At 64.5% G+C, this 14,502-nt stretch carries 16 protein-coding genes; 6 read left to right on the top strand and 10 right to left on the bottom strand.

The window, feature by feature from the left end; translation table 11 throughout:
• Positions 1 to 28: 28 nt before the first annotated feature.
• Entirely contained in the window at positions 29 to 1,297 is a 1,269-nt protein-coding gene (locus BMW90_RS05230; RefSeq protein ID WP_407657375.1) for an MFS transporter, read from the bottom strand.
• Between the two features lie 158 nt (positions 1,298 to 1,455).
• On the opposite strand from BMW90_RS05230, the gene thrS reads away from it, so the two are divergent.
• From thrS to BMW90_RS05255, 5 genes are all read left to right on the top strand, one after another.
• Entirely contained in the window at positions 1,456 to 3,450 is a 1,995-nt protein-coding gene (thrS, locus tag BMW90_RS05235; protein ID WP_074835366.1) for a threonine--tRNA ligase, read from the top strand.
• 324 nt (positions 3,451 to 3,774) lie between these two features.
• The gene (locus tag BMW90_RS05240; protein ID WP_048530564.1) at positions 3,775 to 4,080 is read left to right on the top strand and encodes a BufA1 family periplasmic bufferin-type metallophore; all 306 of its coding nucleotides are present in this window, start codon (positions 3,775 to 3,777) and stop codon (positions 4,078 to 4,080) included.
• A 69-nt stretch (positions 4,081 to 4,149) separates the two neighbouring features.
• Positions 4,150 to 5,007 (top strand): MNIO family bufferin maturase, encoded by an 858-nt coding sequence (bufB, locus tag BMW90_RS05245; protein WP_074835368.1) that lies wholly within the window; start codon positions 4,150 to 4,152, stop codon positions 5,005 to 5,007.
• The gene (locus BMW90_RS05250; protein WP_074835369.1) at positions 5,004 to 5,756 is read left to right on the top strand and encodes an HvfC/BufC N-terminal domain-containing protein; all 753 of its coding nucleotides are present in this window, start codon (positions 5,004 to 5,006) and stop codon (positions 5,754 to 5,756) included. Before bufB ends, BMW90_RS05250 begins: the two co-directional genes overlap by 4 nt.
• Positions 5,753 to 6,325 (top strand): DoxX family membrane protein, encoded by a 573-nt coding sequence (locus BMW90_RS05255; RefSeq protein ID WP_074835371.1) that lies wholly within the window; start codon positions 5,753 to 5,755, stop codon positions 6,323 to 6,325. The genes BMW90_RS05250 and BMW90_RS05255 overlap by 4 nt, the downstream gene beginning before the upstream one ends.
• Here BMW90_RS05255 and BMW90_RS05260 read toward each other — a convergent pair.
• The 8 genes from BMW90_RS05260 to BMW90_RS05295 all read right to left on the bottom strand — a co-directional run bounded on the left by BMW90_RS05260 (position 6,322) and on the right by BMW90_RS05295 (position 12,998).
• Complete coding sequence (locus tag BMW90_RS05260; protein WP_074835373.1) at positions 6,322 to 6,813, bottom strand: hypothetical protein; 492 nt, start codon at positions 6,811 to 6,813, stop codon at positions 6,322 to 6,324. The genes BMW90_RS05255 and BMW90_RS05260 overlap by 4 nt on opposite strands.
• 88 nt (positions 6,814 to 6,901) lie before the next feature.
• Complete coding sequence (locus BMW90_RS05265; protein ID WP_074835374.1) at positions 6,902 to 7,186, bottom strand: HlyU family transcriptional regulator; 285 nt, start codon at positions 7,184 to 7,186, stop codon at positions 6,902 to 6,904.
• A 127-nt stretch (positions 7,187 to 7,313) separates the two neighbouring features.
• Positions 7,314 to 9,296, bottom strand: coding sequence for an RNA polymerase sigma factor RpoD (gene rpoD / locus BMW90_RS05270; RefSeq protein WP_048530556.1), 1,983 nt, complete (start codon positions 9,294 to 9,296; stop codon positions 7,314 to 7,316).
• A gap of 114 nt (positions 9,297 to 9,410) precedes the next feature.
• Complete coding sequence (gene dnaG / locus BMW90_RS05275; RefSeq protein ID WP_074835376.1) at positions 9,411 to 11,378, bottom strand: DNA primase; 1,968 nt, start codon at positions 11,376 to 11,378, stop codon at positions 9,411 to 9,413.
• A gap of 46 nt (positions 11,379 to 11,424) precedes the next feature.
• Positions 11,425 to 11,715 carry a hypothetical protein gene (locus BMW90_RS05280; RefSeq protein ID WP_048530553.1) on the bottom strand — a complete coding sequence of 97 codons (291 nt, stop codon included), beginning with the start codon at positions 11,713 to 11,715 and terminating at the stop codon, positions 11,425 to 11,427.
• A 91-nt stretch (positions 11,716 to 11,806) separates the two neighbouring features.
• Entirely contained in the window at positions 11,807 to 12,229 is a 423-nt protein-coding gene (locus tag BMW90_RS05285) for an NUDIX hydrolase (protein ID WP_074835377.1), read from the bottom strand.
• Between the two features lie 3 nt (positions 12,230 to 12,232).
• Positions 12,233 to 12,601 carry a hypothetical protein gene (locus tag BMW90_RS05290; RefSeq protein WP_048530549.1) on the bottom strand — a complete coding sequence of 123 codons (369 nt, stop codon included), beginning with the start codon at positions 12,599 to 12,601 and terminating at the stop codon, positions 12,233 to 12,235.
• A gap of 82 nt (positions 12,602 to 12,683) precedes the next feature.
• Entirely contained in the window at positions 12,684 to 12,998 is a 315-nt protein-coding gene (locus BMW90_RS05295; RefSeq protein WP_048530547.1) for an arsenate reductase family protein, read from the bottom strand.
• Between the two features lie 226 nt (positions 12,999 to 13,224).
• Between BMW90_RS05295 and BMW90_RS05300 the strand changes: the two genes are divergently transcribed.
• Positions 13,225 to 13,431 carry a cold-shock protein gene (locus BMW90_RS05300; protein WP_048530545.1) on the top strand — a complete coding sequence of 69 codons (207 nt, stop codon included), beginning with the start codon at positions 13,225 to 13,227 and terminating at the stop codon, positions 13,429 to 13,431.
• A 90-nt stretch (positions 13,432 to 13,521) separates the two neighbouring features.
• Here BMW90_RS05300 and BMW90_RS05305 read toward each other — a convergent pair whose 3' ends face one another.
• Positions 13,522 to 14,427: a LysR family transcriptional regulator gene (locus tag BMW90_RS05305; RefSeq protein WP_048530543.1), complete on the bottom strand. Its 906-nt coding sequence runs from the start codon at positions 14,425 to 14,427 to the stop codon at positions 13,522 to 13,524.
• Between the last annotated feature and the right edge of the window lie 75 nt (positions 14,428 to 14,502).

Consider the following 14,502-nt stretch of genomic DNA (forward strand, 5'->3'; position numbering starts at 1 on the left):
GACTGTGCGACGATCGGAGGGCAACGCCCTATTCCTCCACCTCTTTCAGCCAGAGCGCGGCAATGCTGGCCGCGACGCAGAGCGCGGCAAAGCCGATCAGCGAGACCGAGGGGCCGATCAGCGCCGCCAGCCCGCCGATCGCACCGGCCACCAGCAGCAAGGTGCCGATGGCAGTGTTGGCCAGCGCCGCATAGGTGGCGCGGCTTTCCGGCGGGGACATGTCGACAAGGTAGATCGACCGGCCCTGCCGCACGCCGTGATAGGCCAGCATCAGCGCAAACAGGGCCAGCGGCAGGGCCCAGGGGGTGTCGCCCAGCCCGAGCCAGACCGCCAGCACCGCCGCCAGCATCGCTGCCGCGCCCAGCAGGCCGGTCAGCATCAGCACCCGGCGGCTCGACCAATCGGCCAGCCGGCCCCAGACATAAGAGCTGACGAAGGAGGCCAGCGCCGAGACCAGCACCAGGACGCCCAGCCCCCTGAGCTCGAGATTGCCTTGGCGGGCGGCGAGCAGCACGAAATAGGGCGGCGCCAGCGCGGTGGGCACCAGAAGGCCGCGCACCAGGATGAAGAGCTGCAATTGCCGGTCCTGCCATAGCGGCGCGAGCTCCGGCCGCGCCGCGCCGTCGGGGTCGCTCGGCGCTTCCTCGAGCCGCAACATCAGCGCCGCCGCCGCCAGCCAGAGGCCGGCCGCCAGCGCGATGGCCATCAATACCGCGGTTTCGCTGCGCAGCACGCCGGTGAGCAGCAGCACGCCCAGAAGGATCACCCCAGCGGCCGAGATGCTGCCGGCCGCGCCGGTGACCGCGCCGCGGCGGGATTTGGCGACTGTCTTGCCGAGCACATCCTTGTAGCTCACCGAACAGGCCGCCCGTGACACCGCCAGCGCCGCCAGCGCGGCGCAGATCGCCAGCCCGGCGGCCCAACCGGTGAGGCTCAGCGCCGCCAGCACGATCAGCGCTGCCGATGCCCCCTGCCCCATGGCGCCGACAGCCCAGAAGCGTTTGCGATAGCGCAGCCGACGCAACCAGCCCGACAACAGGATTTGCGGCAGGAGCGCCCCGGCCTCGCGGATCGGCACCAGAAGCCCGACCAGAAGGGCCGGCGCGCCCAATGAGGTGAGCAGCCAGGACAGGATCAACTTGGGGTCGATCAACCCGTCCGACAGCTTGCTGGCGGTCAGCGCCACCACATGGCGCAGCCCGTTGCGGGCTTCGCGGTTGTCGGTGGTCTCGCCGGAGATGCGGTGAAAAAGGTGCTCGGATATGGGCCTGGCTCCACGCTGGGACTCTGCTCGCAAGGTTCTAGCGCCCGGCCCGGCCCGGTCAAATTCCGGTCGCCGTTCCATCGATGGATTGGGCTTGGCGCTTGACATGCGCCGGCTCAGAGGTCACATCGCGCAGACCACATACCCGCAACCGGGCGTTTTGTAGGCGCCAAACCGACGAGGAGGCCGATATGGCTCAAATCTCCCTGACTTTTCCCGATGGCAATGCACGCAGCTTCGAGGCTGGCGTGACCCCTGCGGATGTGGCTGCCGACATTTCCAAATCGCTCGCCAAGAAGGCCATTTCGGCCAGTGTCGACGGCAAGCATTGGGATTTGCAGTGGCCCATCGAAAGCGATGCGCAGATCGCGATCAACACCATGAAAGACGCCGCCCCGGCGCTCGAGCTGATCCGCCACGACCTGGCGCATATCATGGCCCGCGCGGTGCAGGAAATCTGGCCCGACGTGAAGGTCACCATCGGCCCGGTGATCGAGAACGGCTGGTATTACGACTTCGACCGGCAAGAGCCGTTCACCCCCGAAGACCTCGGCGAGATCGAAAAGAAGATGCGCGAGATCATCAACAGCCGCGATCCGGTCCGCACCGAGGTCTGGGAGCGGGCGCGCGCGGTCAAGCATTACGAGGACAACGGCGAGCCCTACAAGGTCGAGCTGATCGAGGCCATTCCAGGCGACGAGCCGCTGCGCATGTATTGGCACGGCGATTGGCAAGACCTCTGCCGTGGCCCGCATTTGCAACACACCGGCCAGGTGCCGGCGGACGGCTTCAAGCTGATGAGCGTGGCCGGGGCCTATTGGCGCGGCGACAGCAACCGGCAGATGTTGCAGCGGATCTATGGCGTCGGTTTCCAGAACAAGGAAGACCTGCGCAAATACCTCAACTTCCTCGAAGAGGCGGAAAAGCGCGATCACCGCAAGCTGGGCCGCGAGATGGACCTGTTCCACATGCAGGAGGAAGCGCCGGGCCAGGTGTTCTGGCATCCCGACGGCTGGACCATCTATACCCAGTTGCAGGACTACATGCGCCGCAAGCAGCGCGTCGGCGGCTACCGCGAGATCAACACGCCGCAGGTGGTCGACCGCAAGCTCTGGGAAGCCTCGGGGCACTGGGACAAGTACCAGCACCACATGTTCGTGGTCGAGGTGGACGAGAGCCGCGACGGCGAAACCGATGATGCGGCGGTCAAGGACAAGGGCCAGACCCGGATCAACGCGCTGAAGCCGATGAACTGCCCCTGCCACGTGCAGGTGTTCAACCAGGGACTCAAGTCCTATCGCGACCTGCCGCTGCGACTGGCCGAATTCGGTTCCTGCGCGCGGTTCGAGCCCTCGGGCGCGCTGCATGGCATCATGCGGGTGCGCGGCTTTACCCAGGATGACGCGCATATCTTCTGCACCGAAGAGCAGATTCAGGAGGAATGCGCCAAGTTCATCGACTTCCTCGCCAATGTCTACGAAGAGCTGGGTTTCCCCGAGTTCGAGATCAAGTTCGCCACCCGGCCCGAGAAACGCGTCGGCAGCGACGAGAGCTGGGATTACGTCGAGGGCGCGCTGGAGAACGCGATCAAGGCGGTGGGCCGCGACTACACGCTCGAGCCGGGCGACGGCGCCTTCTATGGGCCGAAGCTCGACTTCTACCTGACCGACGCGATCGGCCGGGTCTGGCAATGCGGCACCTTCCAGGTCGATCCCAACCTGCCGGAGCGGCTGGGCGCCAGCTATATCGCCGCCGATGGCGACAAGCACCGGCCCTATATGCTGCACCGCGCCTGCCTCGGCTCCTTCGAGCGCTTCATCGGTATCCTGATCGAGAACTGGGAAGGCAAGCTGCCGTTCTGGCTGGCACCGCGGCAGGTGGTGGTCGCCTCAATCATCTCGGACGCCGATGACTACGTGAACGAGGTGGTGGCGGACTTGCAGGCCAAAGGCGTGCGCGCCGAGGCCGACATCCGCAACGAGAAGATCAATTACAAGGTCCGCGAGCATTCGCTGGGCAAAGTGCCGGTGATCCTGGCCGTCGGTGCGCGCGAGGTCGAGGAGCGGACGGTCACCGTGCGCCGGCTTGGCGAGAAACGCACCGAGGTGAAATCGGTCGACGAGGTGATCACGGCGCTGGCCAAGGATGCGCTGCCGCCCGACCTTGGCGGCGAAGACGCGGCATAAGGCGGCACAGGGATTGTAACATCCGGCAACTGCGCCGTGATCAGCGGCCAGGTCTTTTGCGCGGAGAGCGGCGCATTTGTAACATTCCAGCGCTGGACCCTTGCGGGGCGTCACAATTCATGTGGCGCCCCGACTGTTTTCAAACGATTTTTTCCATGATTGCGCGGATGCAGCATCACGCCCGTCTGACAGGTGATTACGCATCCGTGATCCACGGGCCTGTGAAGTGATCGCGGGCCGGGCATGGCCTTAGTCTTGGGTCAGCCGCCGCAGGGGTGGCATTGGACCAAATACTTGGAACCAAAGACCAAAAGGGATGTATCAATGTCGAAATTCGTGAAAACCGTTGCCGTCGCAGGTGCAGTTGCAGCCGCTCTGGCCGCGCAAACCACCACCGCCACCGCGCAGGAAAAAGAAAAATGCTTCGGCGTTTCGCTGGCCGGTCAGAACGACTGTGCCGCAGGCCCCGGCACCACCTGCGCCGGCACCTCGGTCAATGACTACCAGGGCAACGCCTGGACGCTGGTCGATGCCGGCACCTGCACCGAGATCGAGCTTCCGGCGATGGCCGATGGCTCGGCGCGCATGGGCTCGCTCGAGGCGCTCGAGCGCGATCTGCCGCAAGGCTGATCTGTCACCATTCCATGCTATGATGGGGGTGGGCAGAATTGCCCACCCCCCGTTTGAAGGGACATGTCCATGCCCGACGCCAGCCGTCACTTCGATGCTCTGCCCGCCGCCCCCGGCGTGGGCTACAAGCCGCAGCACTATAGCGCGATCCTTGCCGATGCCGCGCCAGTGGACTGGCTGGAAATCCATGCCGAGAACTACATGGGTGATGGCGGCCGGCCGCTGGCCCAGCTCCGCGCCCTGAGCGAACGCTTTGCCATTTCGGTGCATGGCGTGGGCCTGTCGATCGGCGGTGAAGGCCCGTTGGACCGCGATCACCTGGCGCGGTTGAAACGACTGTGCGACTGGCTGCAACCGGCCAGCTTTTCCGAACATCTGGCCTGGTCCACCCATGACAGCCATTTCCTCAACGACCTGCTGCCGCTGCCCTTCACCAAGGCCACGCTGGCCCGTATCTGCGCTCATATCGATCAGGTGCAGGACAGCCTCGGCCGGCAGATGTTGCTGGAAAACCCCTCTTCCTATCTCGCCTTCACCGAAAGCACATGGGAGGAACCCGCCTTTCTGGACGAGGTCGCCCGGCGCACCGGCTGCGGCCTTTTGCTCGATGTGAACAACGTGTTTGTCTCGGCCACCAACCTCGGGTTTTCGCCGCAGGGCTATATCAATGCCTTTCCGTTGGCCCGCGTCGGCGAAATTCACCTTGGTGGCCATGACGAGGATGAAGACGACCACGGCGCGCCGCTCTTGATCGACAGCCATGGCCGCGCGGTTGTCGATCCGGTCTGGGCGCTGCTCGACCATACCCTGGCCCGGTCGGGGCCGCGGCCGCTGCTGGTGGAATGGGACAATGACGTACCCGACTGGCCGGTGCTGCGCGACGAGGCACAGCGCGCCGCCGACGCGCTGGCACAGGTGCCCGCATGACCACCGAGGCCGCGTTCCGGCAGGCCCTGCTCGATGGCGCCGCGCCATTGCCGCAGGGGCTGGTCGATGGCTCCGGGCGGCCCGCCGGGCGCCGCTATGACGTCTATCGCAACAATATCGCCACCTCGCTGGGCGAGGCTCTGGCGACCGGCTTTCCGGCGGTGGCCAAGCTCCTGGGCGAGGCCAATTTCAAGGCTGTCGCCGCACGTTACCTGCGCGCCGAACCGCCCCGCTCGCCCCGCATGATGTATTACGGCTCCGGCTTCGGCGACTTTCTCGACGGTTTCGAACCGCTGGCGAAATATCCCTATCTGGGCGATGTGGCGCGGTTGGAGTTCGCCTTGCGAGAGAGCTATCACGCCGCCGATGCCGCGCCGCTGGCCGCCGAGGCGCTGGCGCTCGATCCCGAGGCGCTGATGGCACTGCGATTGCAATTGGCCCCCACCGTGCGGTTGCTGCGTTCGCGTTTCCCGGTGGTCTCGATCTGGCGGTTCAACATGTTGCCCGACAGCCCCAAACCCGCCCCGGTGGCCGAAGACGCGCTGATCCTGCGGCCCGAGTTCGACCCGGTGCCCCATGCCCTGCCCGACGGCGGCGCCACGTTCCTTGCCGCGCTGCGCGCCGACAGAACCCTGGGCCAGGCCTACGAAGCCGCGCTTGACCAGACCCCGGAGTTTGATCTGGGCGCGGTCCTGAGCCTGCTTCTCTCGGGCAACGCATTGACAGACTTGAAGAAAGGCACGCCATGACCGCGCTCATCAACCTCCATGACATGATCTCCGACGCCATAGAGCGCGCGTTTGACAGCCTCTTGCCGCTGCTGGCGCGGCTTGTCTTTGCCGCGGTTCTGCTGGTCTATTTCTGGAACTCGGCACTGACCAAGGTGGGGGACGGATTTCTCGGCCTGTTCCAACCCTCGACCGGCGCCTATGCGCAGATCTTTCCCAAGGCCATGGAGGCGGTGACATATGACGTCAGCCAGCTCGGCGCCTTTCACTGGCTGGTGGTGGTCGCCGGCATGTGGGCCGAATTCCTGCTGCCGCTGATGATCCTGCTGGGGCTGGCCACCCGGCTGGCGGCGCTCGGCATGATCGGATTTGTCGCGGTGCAGAGCCTGACGGACCTCTATGGCCATGGCGGCATCAACCACCCCGAGACTTTCGGCACATGGTTCGACCGGGTGCCCGATGCGGCGATCCTCGATCAGCGGGCGCTCTGGATGTTCCTCTTGCTGGTGCTGGTGATCAAGGGCGGCGGCGCGCTCTCGCTCGACCGGATCATCGGCCGCGCGGTGCTGGGCCGGACACATGCCGATTAGGGGCAGCGGCCCCAGCTTCGGCTGTCGAAGCTCCAGCACTGGCCGCTTTCCTCCTTGGCGTCGAACAGCGGCGAGAAATCGGCGGTTGATATCGTCCCGGCGGCACAGGTCAGCTCGGCGATCTGCAAACCGTTGCGGGTGACCGTGAGCGTCCCGTCCTGCGGCAACTCGCCATTGCGGTCGAAGCTGTGATGAATGCGGTATTCGAAAGCGCCGTTGGCAAAGGCCAGCTCTTCCCAATAGGTCCGACTGATCCCGGGCCAGGGCGTCATGTGGATATCCTGTACATGGCGCGAAAAGACGATGTCCGGCGCCCGCCCCGGTGGGCCATAGGCATAATAGGCCGCGCTGTCCTGAAGGCAGACCCGGATCTCGGTCTTGCCGCCCTCGACCGTGCAGTGAAACAACGGCGTGCCGGCATCGCCGTAACAGGCGGCCGCGGCGCCCATGGGCAGGCAGATGGCGGCAAGGGCAAGGGATCTGAACATCAGGCGACCTCCGGGCACGGCAGGTCTCAGCCTGGCCCGGAACCTGCCGCCCGGTCAATGGTCATGAGGACGCGATATTGGCCCCTGCTCAGCCGAAGAGCCGGTCGCCCTGTTCGTCGATCACCTGCCGGGCCTTGAGCAGCGACATCCTCTCGGCCTCTTCCGGGTCGGAAACGATGTCGGCGCGGATCAGGTCATGACGGCGCAATTCGCCGCCGATTTCCTTTTCGATCCGGGCACCGATGCGGTAGCCGCCGGATTGCTTGTCCGGCTGCGGATAGATCAGAAAGCCGTTGTAATCTTCGGGCTCGGGGTCGGATTTGGCCGCGCCCGCGCCGCTGCCGCCGCCAAAGAGTTTCTTGAATAGGGACATGAGCTGCGCTCCTCTTGTGCGGGCCGAGACGGTGCGCAGGAACTGCGCACCCTACGGGGCTTGCGGTGCGCGGTGGATTTGCACCGGGGAAACGGGGCGCACGGCGGAACCGTGCAGCCCGCGGGGGTTACTGATCGAGGAACGAACGCAACTTGCGCGACCGGCTCGGGTGCTTGAGCTTGCGCAGCGCTTTCGCTTCGATCTGACGGATCCGTTCGCGGGTGACCGAGAACTGCTGGCCGACCTCTTCCAGCGTGTGGTCGGTGTTCATGCCGATGCCAAATCGCATCCGCAGCACCCGTTCCTCGCGCGGCGTCAGCGACGACAGCACGCGGGTGGTGGTTTCCTTCAGGTTCTCCTGAATGGCGCTGTCGAGCGGCAGGACGGCGTTCTTGTCCTCGATGAAGTCGCCAAGCTGGCTGTCTTCCTCGTCGCCGATGGGGGTCTCCAGCGAGATCGGCTCCTTGGCGATCTTCATCACCTTGCGGACCTTTTCGAGCGGCATTTGCAGCTTCTCGGCCAGTTCCTCGGGCGTCGGTTCGCGGCCGATCTCGTGCAGCATCTGGCGGCCGGTGCGCACCAGCTTGTTGATCGTCTCGATCATGTGCACCGGGATACGGATGGTGCGCGCCTGATCGGCGATCGACCGGGTGATCGCCTGACGGATCCACCAGGTGGCGTAGGTCGAGAACTTGTAGCCGCGGCGGTATTCGAACTTGTCGACGGCCTTCATCAGGCCGATGTTGCCTTCCTGAATGAGATCAAGGAATTGCAGCCCGCGGTTGGTGTACTTCTTGGCAATCGAGATCACCAGACGCAGGTTCGCCTCGACCATTTCCTTCTTGGCCTGGCGGGCCTCTTTCTCGCCCTTCTGCACCTGGCCGACGATGCGGCGGAATTCGGGAATGTCGAGACCGACATATTGGCCGACCTGCGCCATTTCGGTGCGGTATTCCTCGACCTTGTCGGCCGAGCGTTCGATGAACATCTGCCAGCCGCGACCGGGCTTTTCGGCCATCCGCTCGAGCCAGGAGGGATCGAGCTCGTAGCCGCGATAGGCCTCGACGAATTCGCGCCGGTTGATGCGCGCCTGGTCGGCCAGTTTCACGATCGAGCTGTCGATCGACATGATCCGGCGGTTGATGCCGTAGAGCTGGTCGATCAGCGCCTCGATTCGGTTGTTGTGCAGGTGCAGCTCGTTGACCAGTTCGACGATCTCGGACCGAAGCTGCTGATAGATCGCCTCTTCATCCGCCGAGAACGTGCCATCTTCGTTCAGCGTGGCGGAAATCCGGCTGTCCTGCATTTCCGACAGGCGGGCATAATCCTCGGCGATGCGGTCGAGCGTTTCGAGAACCTGCGGCTTGAGCGCGGTTTCCATCGCGGCCAGCGACATGTTGGCCTGCTCGTCCTCGTCCTCGTCGTCGTCCTTGGCAATCGGATTGCCGTCAGCGTCGAGCTCGGGGCCGGTGTCCTTTTTCGGCGCGGTCGCGACATTGGCGGCCTCGACCACCGGCTCCTCGACCCCGCCCTCTTCGTCGAGCTGGCCCGAGAAGGTGGTTTCGAGATCGATCACGTCGCGCAGCAGAATGTCTTCCGAGAGAAGTTCGTCGCGCCAGATGGTGATCGCCTGGAAAGTCAGCGGGCTTTCGCAGAGCCCGGCGATCATAGTCTTGCGGCCGGCCTCGATGCGCTTGGCAATCGCGATCTCACCCTCGCGCGAGAGCAGTTCGACCGAACCCATTTCGCGCAGGTACATGCGCACCGGGTCATCGGTCCGGTCCAGCTTTTCGGTGCCGCCGGAAGAGAGCGCAACCTCGCCCGGCTTCTTGGTCTCGACCAGATCGGTCGCGCCCTTGTTGTCGTCTTCCTCGGCGTCTTCGTCTTCTTCGGTGACCTGGATGCCCATCTCCGACAGCATCGACATCACGTCCTCGATCTGGTCGGACGAGACCTGATCGGGCGGCAGCACCGAATTCAGCTGGTCGTAGGTGATATATCCACGCTCGCGCGCTTCGCCGATCATCTTCTTGACCGCCGCCTGGCTCATGTCGAGGGACACGTCTTCTGGGGCGTCGGTCTTCTGATCGTCGGTGTCTTTGGCGGCCATGCGGGGGCTCCTGTTTGCGGCGCGGGTGATTCGCTTATCCGAATCATTAACGAATCTGAGCGATTCGTGCAGCGTTCTACGCCGAATTATCTACAATTTCCTCTCCAAACCGCATCATTTGCGCGGTTTGGCATGCGCGATCTGGTCGAGAAGGGCGTTCAGTCTGTTGCGTTCGTCCCGATTGATTCGCGCGCCATTGGGTCCGGTGTCATATTCCGTGTTGTCTTCCTGCGAGCCCGACGCGGCGCGGTTGCGCGCCTCGGCCGCCTGCCCCAACCGCCATGTCACCGCTTCGTCGGACACGTGACCCAGGTCTTCGGCGGCCTCTTCGATCTCGGCCTGCAATCCGTGATGCGCGGTGAGTTTTGCGAATTCTTCAGCCAATGTCATGCGGGCCAGATCGATATCGCCGGGTTTGCGGATGCACGGGATGATTGCCACATGGCGCATGGCGAGCAGATTTTCAAGGGCATCATGACCCAGGGCATGTTCGATTTCTTCACAAAGCGCCTCGGCGCCACGCTCGGCATGGCGCAGGATCAGATCGCGCAGGCGGGCATGTTCGGGGGTCGCGCAGTCGAGGTTCTCCAGGGCATGTTCGAATTTCTGCACCACCGCCGGAGTGCGGATCGCGGCGGCAAGGATTACCGCCTCGCGCATCGCGGTAAAGGCGGCCTCATCGGCGGCAGCCAGAAGCGACGCCTTGGTGCCGGCGCGCGGCGGCTCTGGCGGGGCCCAGCGTTTCTGGCCGGGCTTCCACGGCGGGCGCTTCTGGCCCGGTGCCGGCTTGCGTCGGCCGGCGGAGAACAGCTGCCAGCGCAATTCCTTGATTTCCTGGCCGTAATGGCTTCGGATCGAAGGATCGGTGATCCGGGTGATCTTTTCGCGCAACGCCTTGTCCAGCGCCGCCTTGCGCTCGGGGCTGTCGAGCACCTTGCCTTCGGTTTCGCGTCGCCACAGCAGCTGCACCATCGGCAGCGCCTGATCGAGCAGCGCCTGCACCGCCTTGGCCCCCTTGGCGCGCAGCAGATCGTCAGGATCCTGCCCTTCCGGCATCAGCGCGAACCGCAGCGATTTGCCGGCCTCGAGCAGCGGCAGCGCCAGGTCGATCACCCGATGCGCGGCGCGCAGGCCGGCGGTGTCCCCGTCGAGCGCGATGATCGGCTCGTCCGCCATCCGCCACATCAGCCGCAGCTGCTCTTCGGTCACCGCGGTGCCAAGCGGCGCCACCGCCCCGCCGAAACCGGCCTCGACCAGCGCGATCACATCCATGTAGCCTTCGGCGACAATCAGCGGCAGCCCCTTGCCACAGGCCTCGCGGGCGGGGCCGATGTTGTAGAGGTTGCGACTCTTGTCGAAGAGCTCGGTTTCCGGCGAGTTCAGGTATTTGGCGTTGTCGTTGGGGTCCATCGCCCGGCCACCAAAGGCAATCGCCCGGCCCCGCGCATCGCGGATCGGAAAGATGATGCGGCCGCGAAAGGTGTCATAAGGCCGCCCGCCCTTCTGGCTGGGCCGCGCCAGGCCGGCGGCAAGGATCAGCTCTTCCGACACATCCTTGGCGCGCAGGTGATCCCAGAGGCCCTGCCAGCTGTCGGGGGCAAAGCCGATCTCGAAGCGTTCGAGGGTGGCCGGTGCCAGTCCGCGCCGGTCGAGGTAGGCGCGCGCCGCCCCCGCCGCCCCGGTGCGCAGTTGCAGCCGGAAGAATTGCACCGCCTGTTCCATCACCTCGCTCAGGACGGTACGGCGGTCGGCCTTCTGCTGAGCCTGCGGGTCGCGGGCGGGCATCGGCAGGCCGGCCTCGCCGGCAAGGATTTCCACCGCCTCCATGAAGCCGACATTCTCTGTCTCGCGAACAAAGGAAATCGCGTCGCCCTTGGCGTGGCAGCCAAAGCAATAGTAAAAGCCCTTGCGGTCATCCACATGGAAAGACGCGCTTTTTTCGTGGTGAAAGGGGCAAGGCGCCCACATGTCGCCCTTGCCCTGATTGCTCTTGCGGGCATCCCACATGACCTTGCGGCCGACCACGTCGACAAGCGACAGGCGGGTGCGCAGTTCATCGAGGAATCCGGGGGGCAGGCTCATGGGGTCTTATATTGGCCCTGCCACGCGAAGAGTCGAGTCCGCCCGGTTACTGTGCCGCGCACTGGGTGGCAAAAGCCTGCCCGGCCTCGGCGGTCAGATGCTCTTCCGGCAGGCCGTTGTAGACCCAATCCGTCAGATGCGGGATGGTGCCGACAAACCGTTCCTGATCGCCGGTGTAATCGGCGGCAACGGTCTCCATCGCGGCCATCATCTCGGTGCCCTCGACCCGTTCGGCGACGATCTTGTCGACGATGCCGCCCATCACCTCGCAGTCGGGATTGGCAGCGAGCGTGGCGCCGGGCAAGAGCGCGAGGCAGGTCACAATCAGATAACGCATGTCAATTCTCCTTCGTTGCCGGGTGAGGTAGTGCATTCGCCGGCGCGGCTCCAGCCCCGCGCCGCGGGATCGGCGAAACCACGCACATCGCTCAACGCTCCAGCGCCCGGCGCAGCACGGTATCGACATCGCGGCTGAGCGGCAGCGCGCCGCGCAACACGTGATCGACGGGATGCCAAGCGGCCTCAGCGGCATCGTCGCAGGCGGCAAGCGTTCCGACCGGGGTGGCACAGCGCACGGCGACCAGAAGGTAGTGAAAGAGCAGCGTACCCTCGGCGTCATGGCGGATCAGGTCGAGATGGGTGAGGGTTTCCACCGGCGTGGCGCAAAGGCAAGTTTCTTCCAGCAGTTCGCGCGCGGCGGCGGCATGGACGGTTTCGCCCGGCTCCACATGGCCGCCGGGAAACCCCCAGAGCCCGGCGTCGGGCTTGTGCGCGGCGCGGCGCACAAGCAGCACGCTGTCGCCGTCAAGCACCACGGCCAGCGCGCCGATCCTGGGGTAGGACACCGCCATCGGTCAGAAATGCGCCTTGGGTTCGTCGGGTTTGCCGGCGAGCAGCGCCAGCACACCGCCCAGCCCGGTAAAGGCGATCGGAAACATGGTGCCGACGTTGAACCCATAGGCCACATACATCAGCCCGCAGGCCAGCAGCATCAGCACCCCGCCCCAGAGCGCGCGCGCCTTGGCCATGGCCCCGCCGGCAATCGCGAGCAGCGGCGAAAGAACGGCCGCGGCGCGGATCAGCTCGACATTGGAGAACTGCCGCGCCAGCCCCTCGATCTCGCCATAGCGGTCGACGACCTCGGTATAGCCGTAGCTGAAAAACCCGACGATCATGGCGATGATGCCGCCGATCACGCCCAGGGTCGATGCTGCATTGCGCATGGAGTCTCCTGATGTTGCCTGATGTCGAGGTAGGCAATCGCCGCCACGGTTCCAAGCCGGGAATTCGGCGGCGGTCTTCCCCCTAGCCTGCCAGCTCGGACTGAACCTCCTTGGCCCAGCCAAGATACATCCGGTCGCCCTCGACGATCAGCGGCCGCTTCATCAGCGTCGGATGTGTGGCCAGAAGCGTTTCCGGCGGCGCCGAACGCTCTGTTTCGGACAATCCACGCCAGGTGGTGGAACGGGTGTTGATCACTTTTTCGCCGAACTGCCCAATTGCGCGGCGCAGCACCTCGGCCGGCACGCCCTCGGCGCGGACATCAACAAACTCTGCATTCGGCAAGGCTTTCAGCGCCTTGCGGCAGGTGTCACAGGTTTTCAGTCCAAATAGCTGCATCGAGGCCTCCGGGATTTTTCCGCAAATTATCACGCAAGCGCGGCGCGGCCAGTGCTTGTTCTTGATTTTTTACAAAGGCGTGCAATCCTTGCCCCTACGTGACTTTCGACAATCAGGCGATTGGGGGCGGGGTTTCTCGGGCCCGGGGGCATGAAAGGCGGCTGTGACGGACAAGACCCGGAGGTCTGGACACCTCCGGCAAGGCAAGATTGAAGGAGACGCGGACATGCCGACGGGCACCGTGAAGTGGTTCAACACCACAAAAGGTTATGGATTCATCGAACCGAGCGAAGGCGGCAAGGACGTTTTCGTTCATATTTCAGCCGTGCAGCGGTCCGGTCTGACCGGGCTGGCGGACAATCAGAAGGTGGAATACGCGCTGGAAGATGGCCGCGACGGGCGCCAGATGGCGGCCGATCTCAAGCTGGTTTGATCCTCCAAAAACTGCAAGGAAAGCCCGGCCGGGCTTGAGGGGTCTCTCCTCGGCCTTTTGCCGGGCCTCCTTGCCCAAGGCCCTGTTTTCTCAGGCCGCCTGGAGCCGCGCCGCCTCGGACCGGGCGAGCGCAATCAGTTCCTGCATGTAGGGCTTGTCCACGTCCTCGGAGCGCGTGGCGGCATAAAGCGTGCGGGTCAGTCCGTTTTTCGTCAGCGGCCGGGTGACGTAATCGGAATTGTATTTCACCTCGCGCACCACCCAATCGGGCAGCACCGAAATGCCGCGATTTGACGCCACCAGCAGCAGGATCACCGCCGTCAGCTCGGCCTGGCGCACTGCCGCCGGCTCGACCCGCGCGGGGATCAGCAGCTGGCTGAAAACGTCGAGACGGGTGCGTTCGACCGGATAGGTGATCAGGGTCTGCCCGCGAAAATCCTCGGCGTCGACATAAGATTTCGCCGCCAGCGGGTGATCCTTGGAGGCGACGAAGACCGGCGCATAGTCGAAAAGCTCGGAAAACTCCACATGCGGCAGGCTCTCTGGATCGGAGGAGACCACCAGATCGACCTCTTCCTTCTGCAAGGCCGGCAGCGCATCGAAAGCCAGGCCCGGGCGGATATCGACATCGACATCGGGCCAGGATTTGCGAAAGGCCTCGAGCACCGGAAACAGCCATTCGAAGCAGGCGTGGCATTCGATGGCGATGTGCAGCCGCCCGGATTTGCCATCGCGCAGCCCCGAAAACTCGTCCTGCAACTTCTCGATTTCCGGCAGGATACGCTCGGCCGCACGCAACAGCCGCAGCCCCGCCGCCGAAAGCTTCATCGGCTTCGAGCGCCGCACGAAGAGCTCGACCCCGGCCTGATCCTCGAGCCCCTTGATCTGATGGCTCAGCGCCGATTGCGTGATGTTGAGCTGATCGGCCGCGCGTGCCAGCCCGCCGGCCTCGTGAATGGCCTTGATGGTGCGCAGATGGCGAAACTCGATGTGCATCCTATGGTCCAGCTCATAATGGTGATGAGATTTATGAGTTTGTCTCACATGCGCGCATTTGCGACAAGGAGGAAA

It is taken from the genome of Marinovum algicola (genome assembly GCF_900109145.1).
Lineage (GTDB): Bacteria > Pseudomonadota > Alphaproteobacteria > Rhodobacterales > Rhodobacteraceae > Marinovum > Marinovum algicola.

Bases quoted from the DNA above. Each gene is read 5' to 3' on its own strand.
- thrS (WP_074835366.1), top strand. From the start codon at position 1,456: ATGGCTCAAATCTCCCTGACTTTTCCCGATGGCAATGCACGCAGCTTC.
- BMW90_RS05240 (WP_048530564.1), top strand. From the start codon at position 3,775: ATGTCGAAATTCGTGAAAACCGTTGCCGTCGCAGGTGCAGTTGCAGCC.
- bufB (WP_074835368.1), top strand. From the start codon at position 4,150: ATGCCCGACGCCAGCCGTCACTTCGATGCTCTGCCCGCCGCCCCCGGC.
- BMW90_RS05250 (WP_074835369.1), top strand. From the start codon at position 5,004: ATGACCACCGAGGCCGCGTTCCGGCAGGCCCTGCTCGATGGCGCCGCG.
- BMW90_RS05255 (WP_074835371.1), top strand. From the start codon at position 5,753: ATGACCGCGCTCATCAACCTCCATGACATGATCTCCGACGCCATAGAG.
- BMW90_RS05260 (WP_074835373.1), bottom strand. From the start codon at position 6,813: ATGTTCAGATCCCTTGCCCTTGCCGCCATCTGCCTGCCCATGGGCGCC.
- BMW90_RS05265 (WP_074835374.1), bottom strand. From the start codon at position 7,186: ATGTCCCTATTCAAGAAACTCTTTGGCGGCGGCAGCGGCGCGGGCGCG.
- rpoD (WP_048530556.1), bottom strand. From the start codon at position 9,296: ATGGCCGCCAAAGACACCGACGATCAGAAGACCGACGCCCCAGAAGAC.
- dnaG (WP_074835376.1), bottom strand. From the start codon at position 11,378: ATGAGCCTGCCCCCCGGATTCCTCGATGAACTGCGCACCCGCCTGTCG.
- BMW90_RS05280 (WP_048530553.1), bottom strand. From the start codon at position 11,715: ATGCGTTATCTGATTGTGACCTGCCTCGCGCTCTTGCCCGGCGCCACG.
- BMW90_RS05285 (WP_074835377.1), bottom strand. From the start codon at position 12,229: ATGGCGGTGTCCTACCCCAGGATCGGCGCGCTGGCCGTGGTGCTTGAC.
- BMW90_RS05290 (WP_048530549.1), bottom strand. From the start codon at position 12,601: ATGCGCAATGCAGCATCGACCCTGGGCGTGATCGGCGGCATCATCGCC.
- BMW90_RS05295 (WP_048530547.1), bottom strand. From the start codon at position 12,998: ATGCAGCTATTTGGACTGAAAACCTGTGACACCTGCCGCAAGGCGCTG.
- BMW90_RS05300 (WP_048530545.1), top strand. From the start codon at position 13,225: ATGCCGACGGGCACCGTGAAGTGGTTCAACACCACAAAAGGTTATGGA.
- BMW90_RS05305 (WP_048530543.1), bottom strand. From the start codon at position 14,427: ATGCACATCGAGTTTCGCCATCTGCGCACCATCAAGGCCATTCACGAG.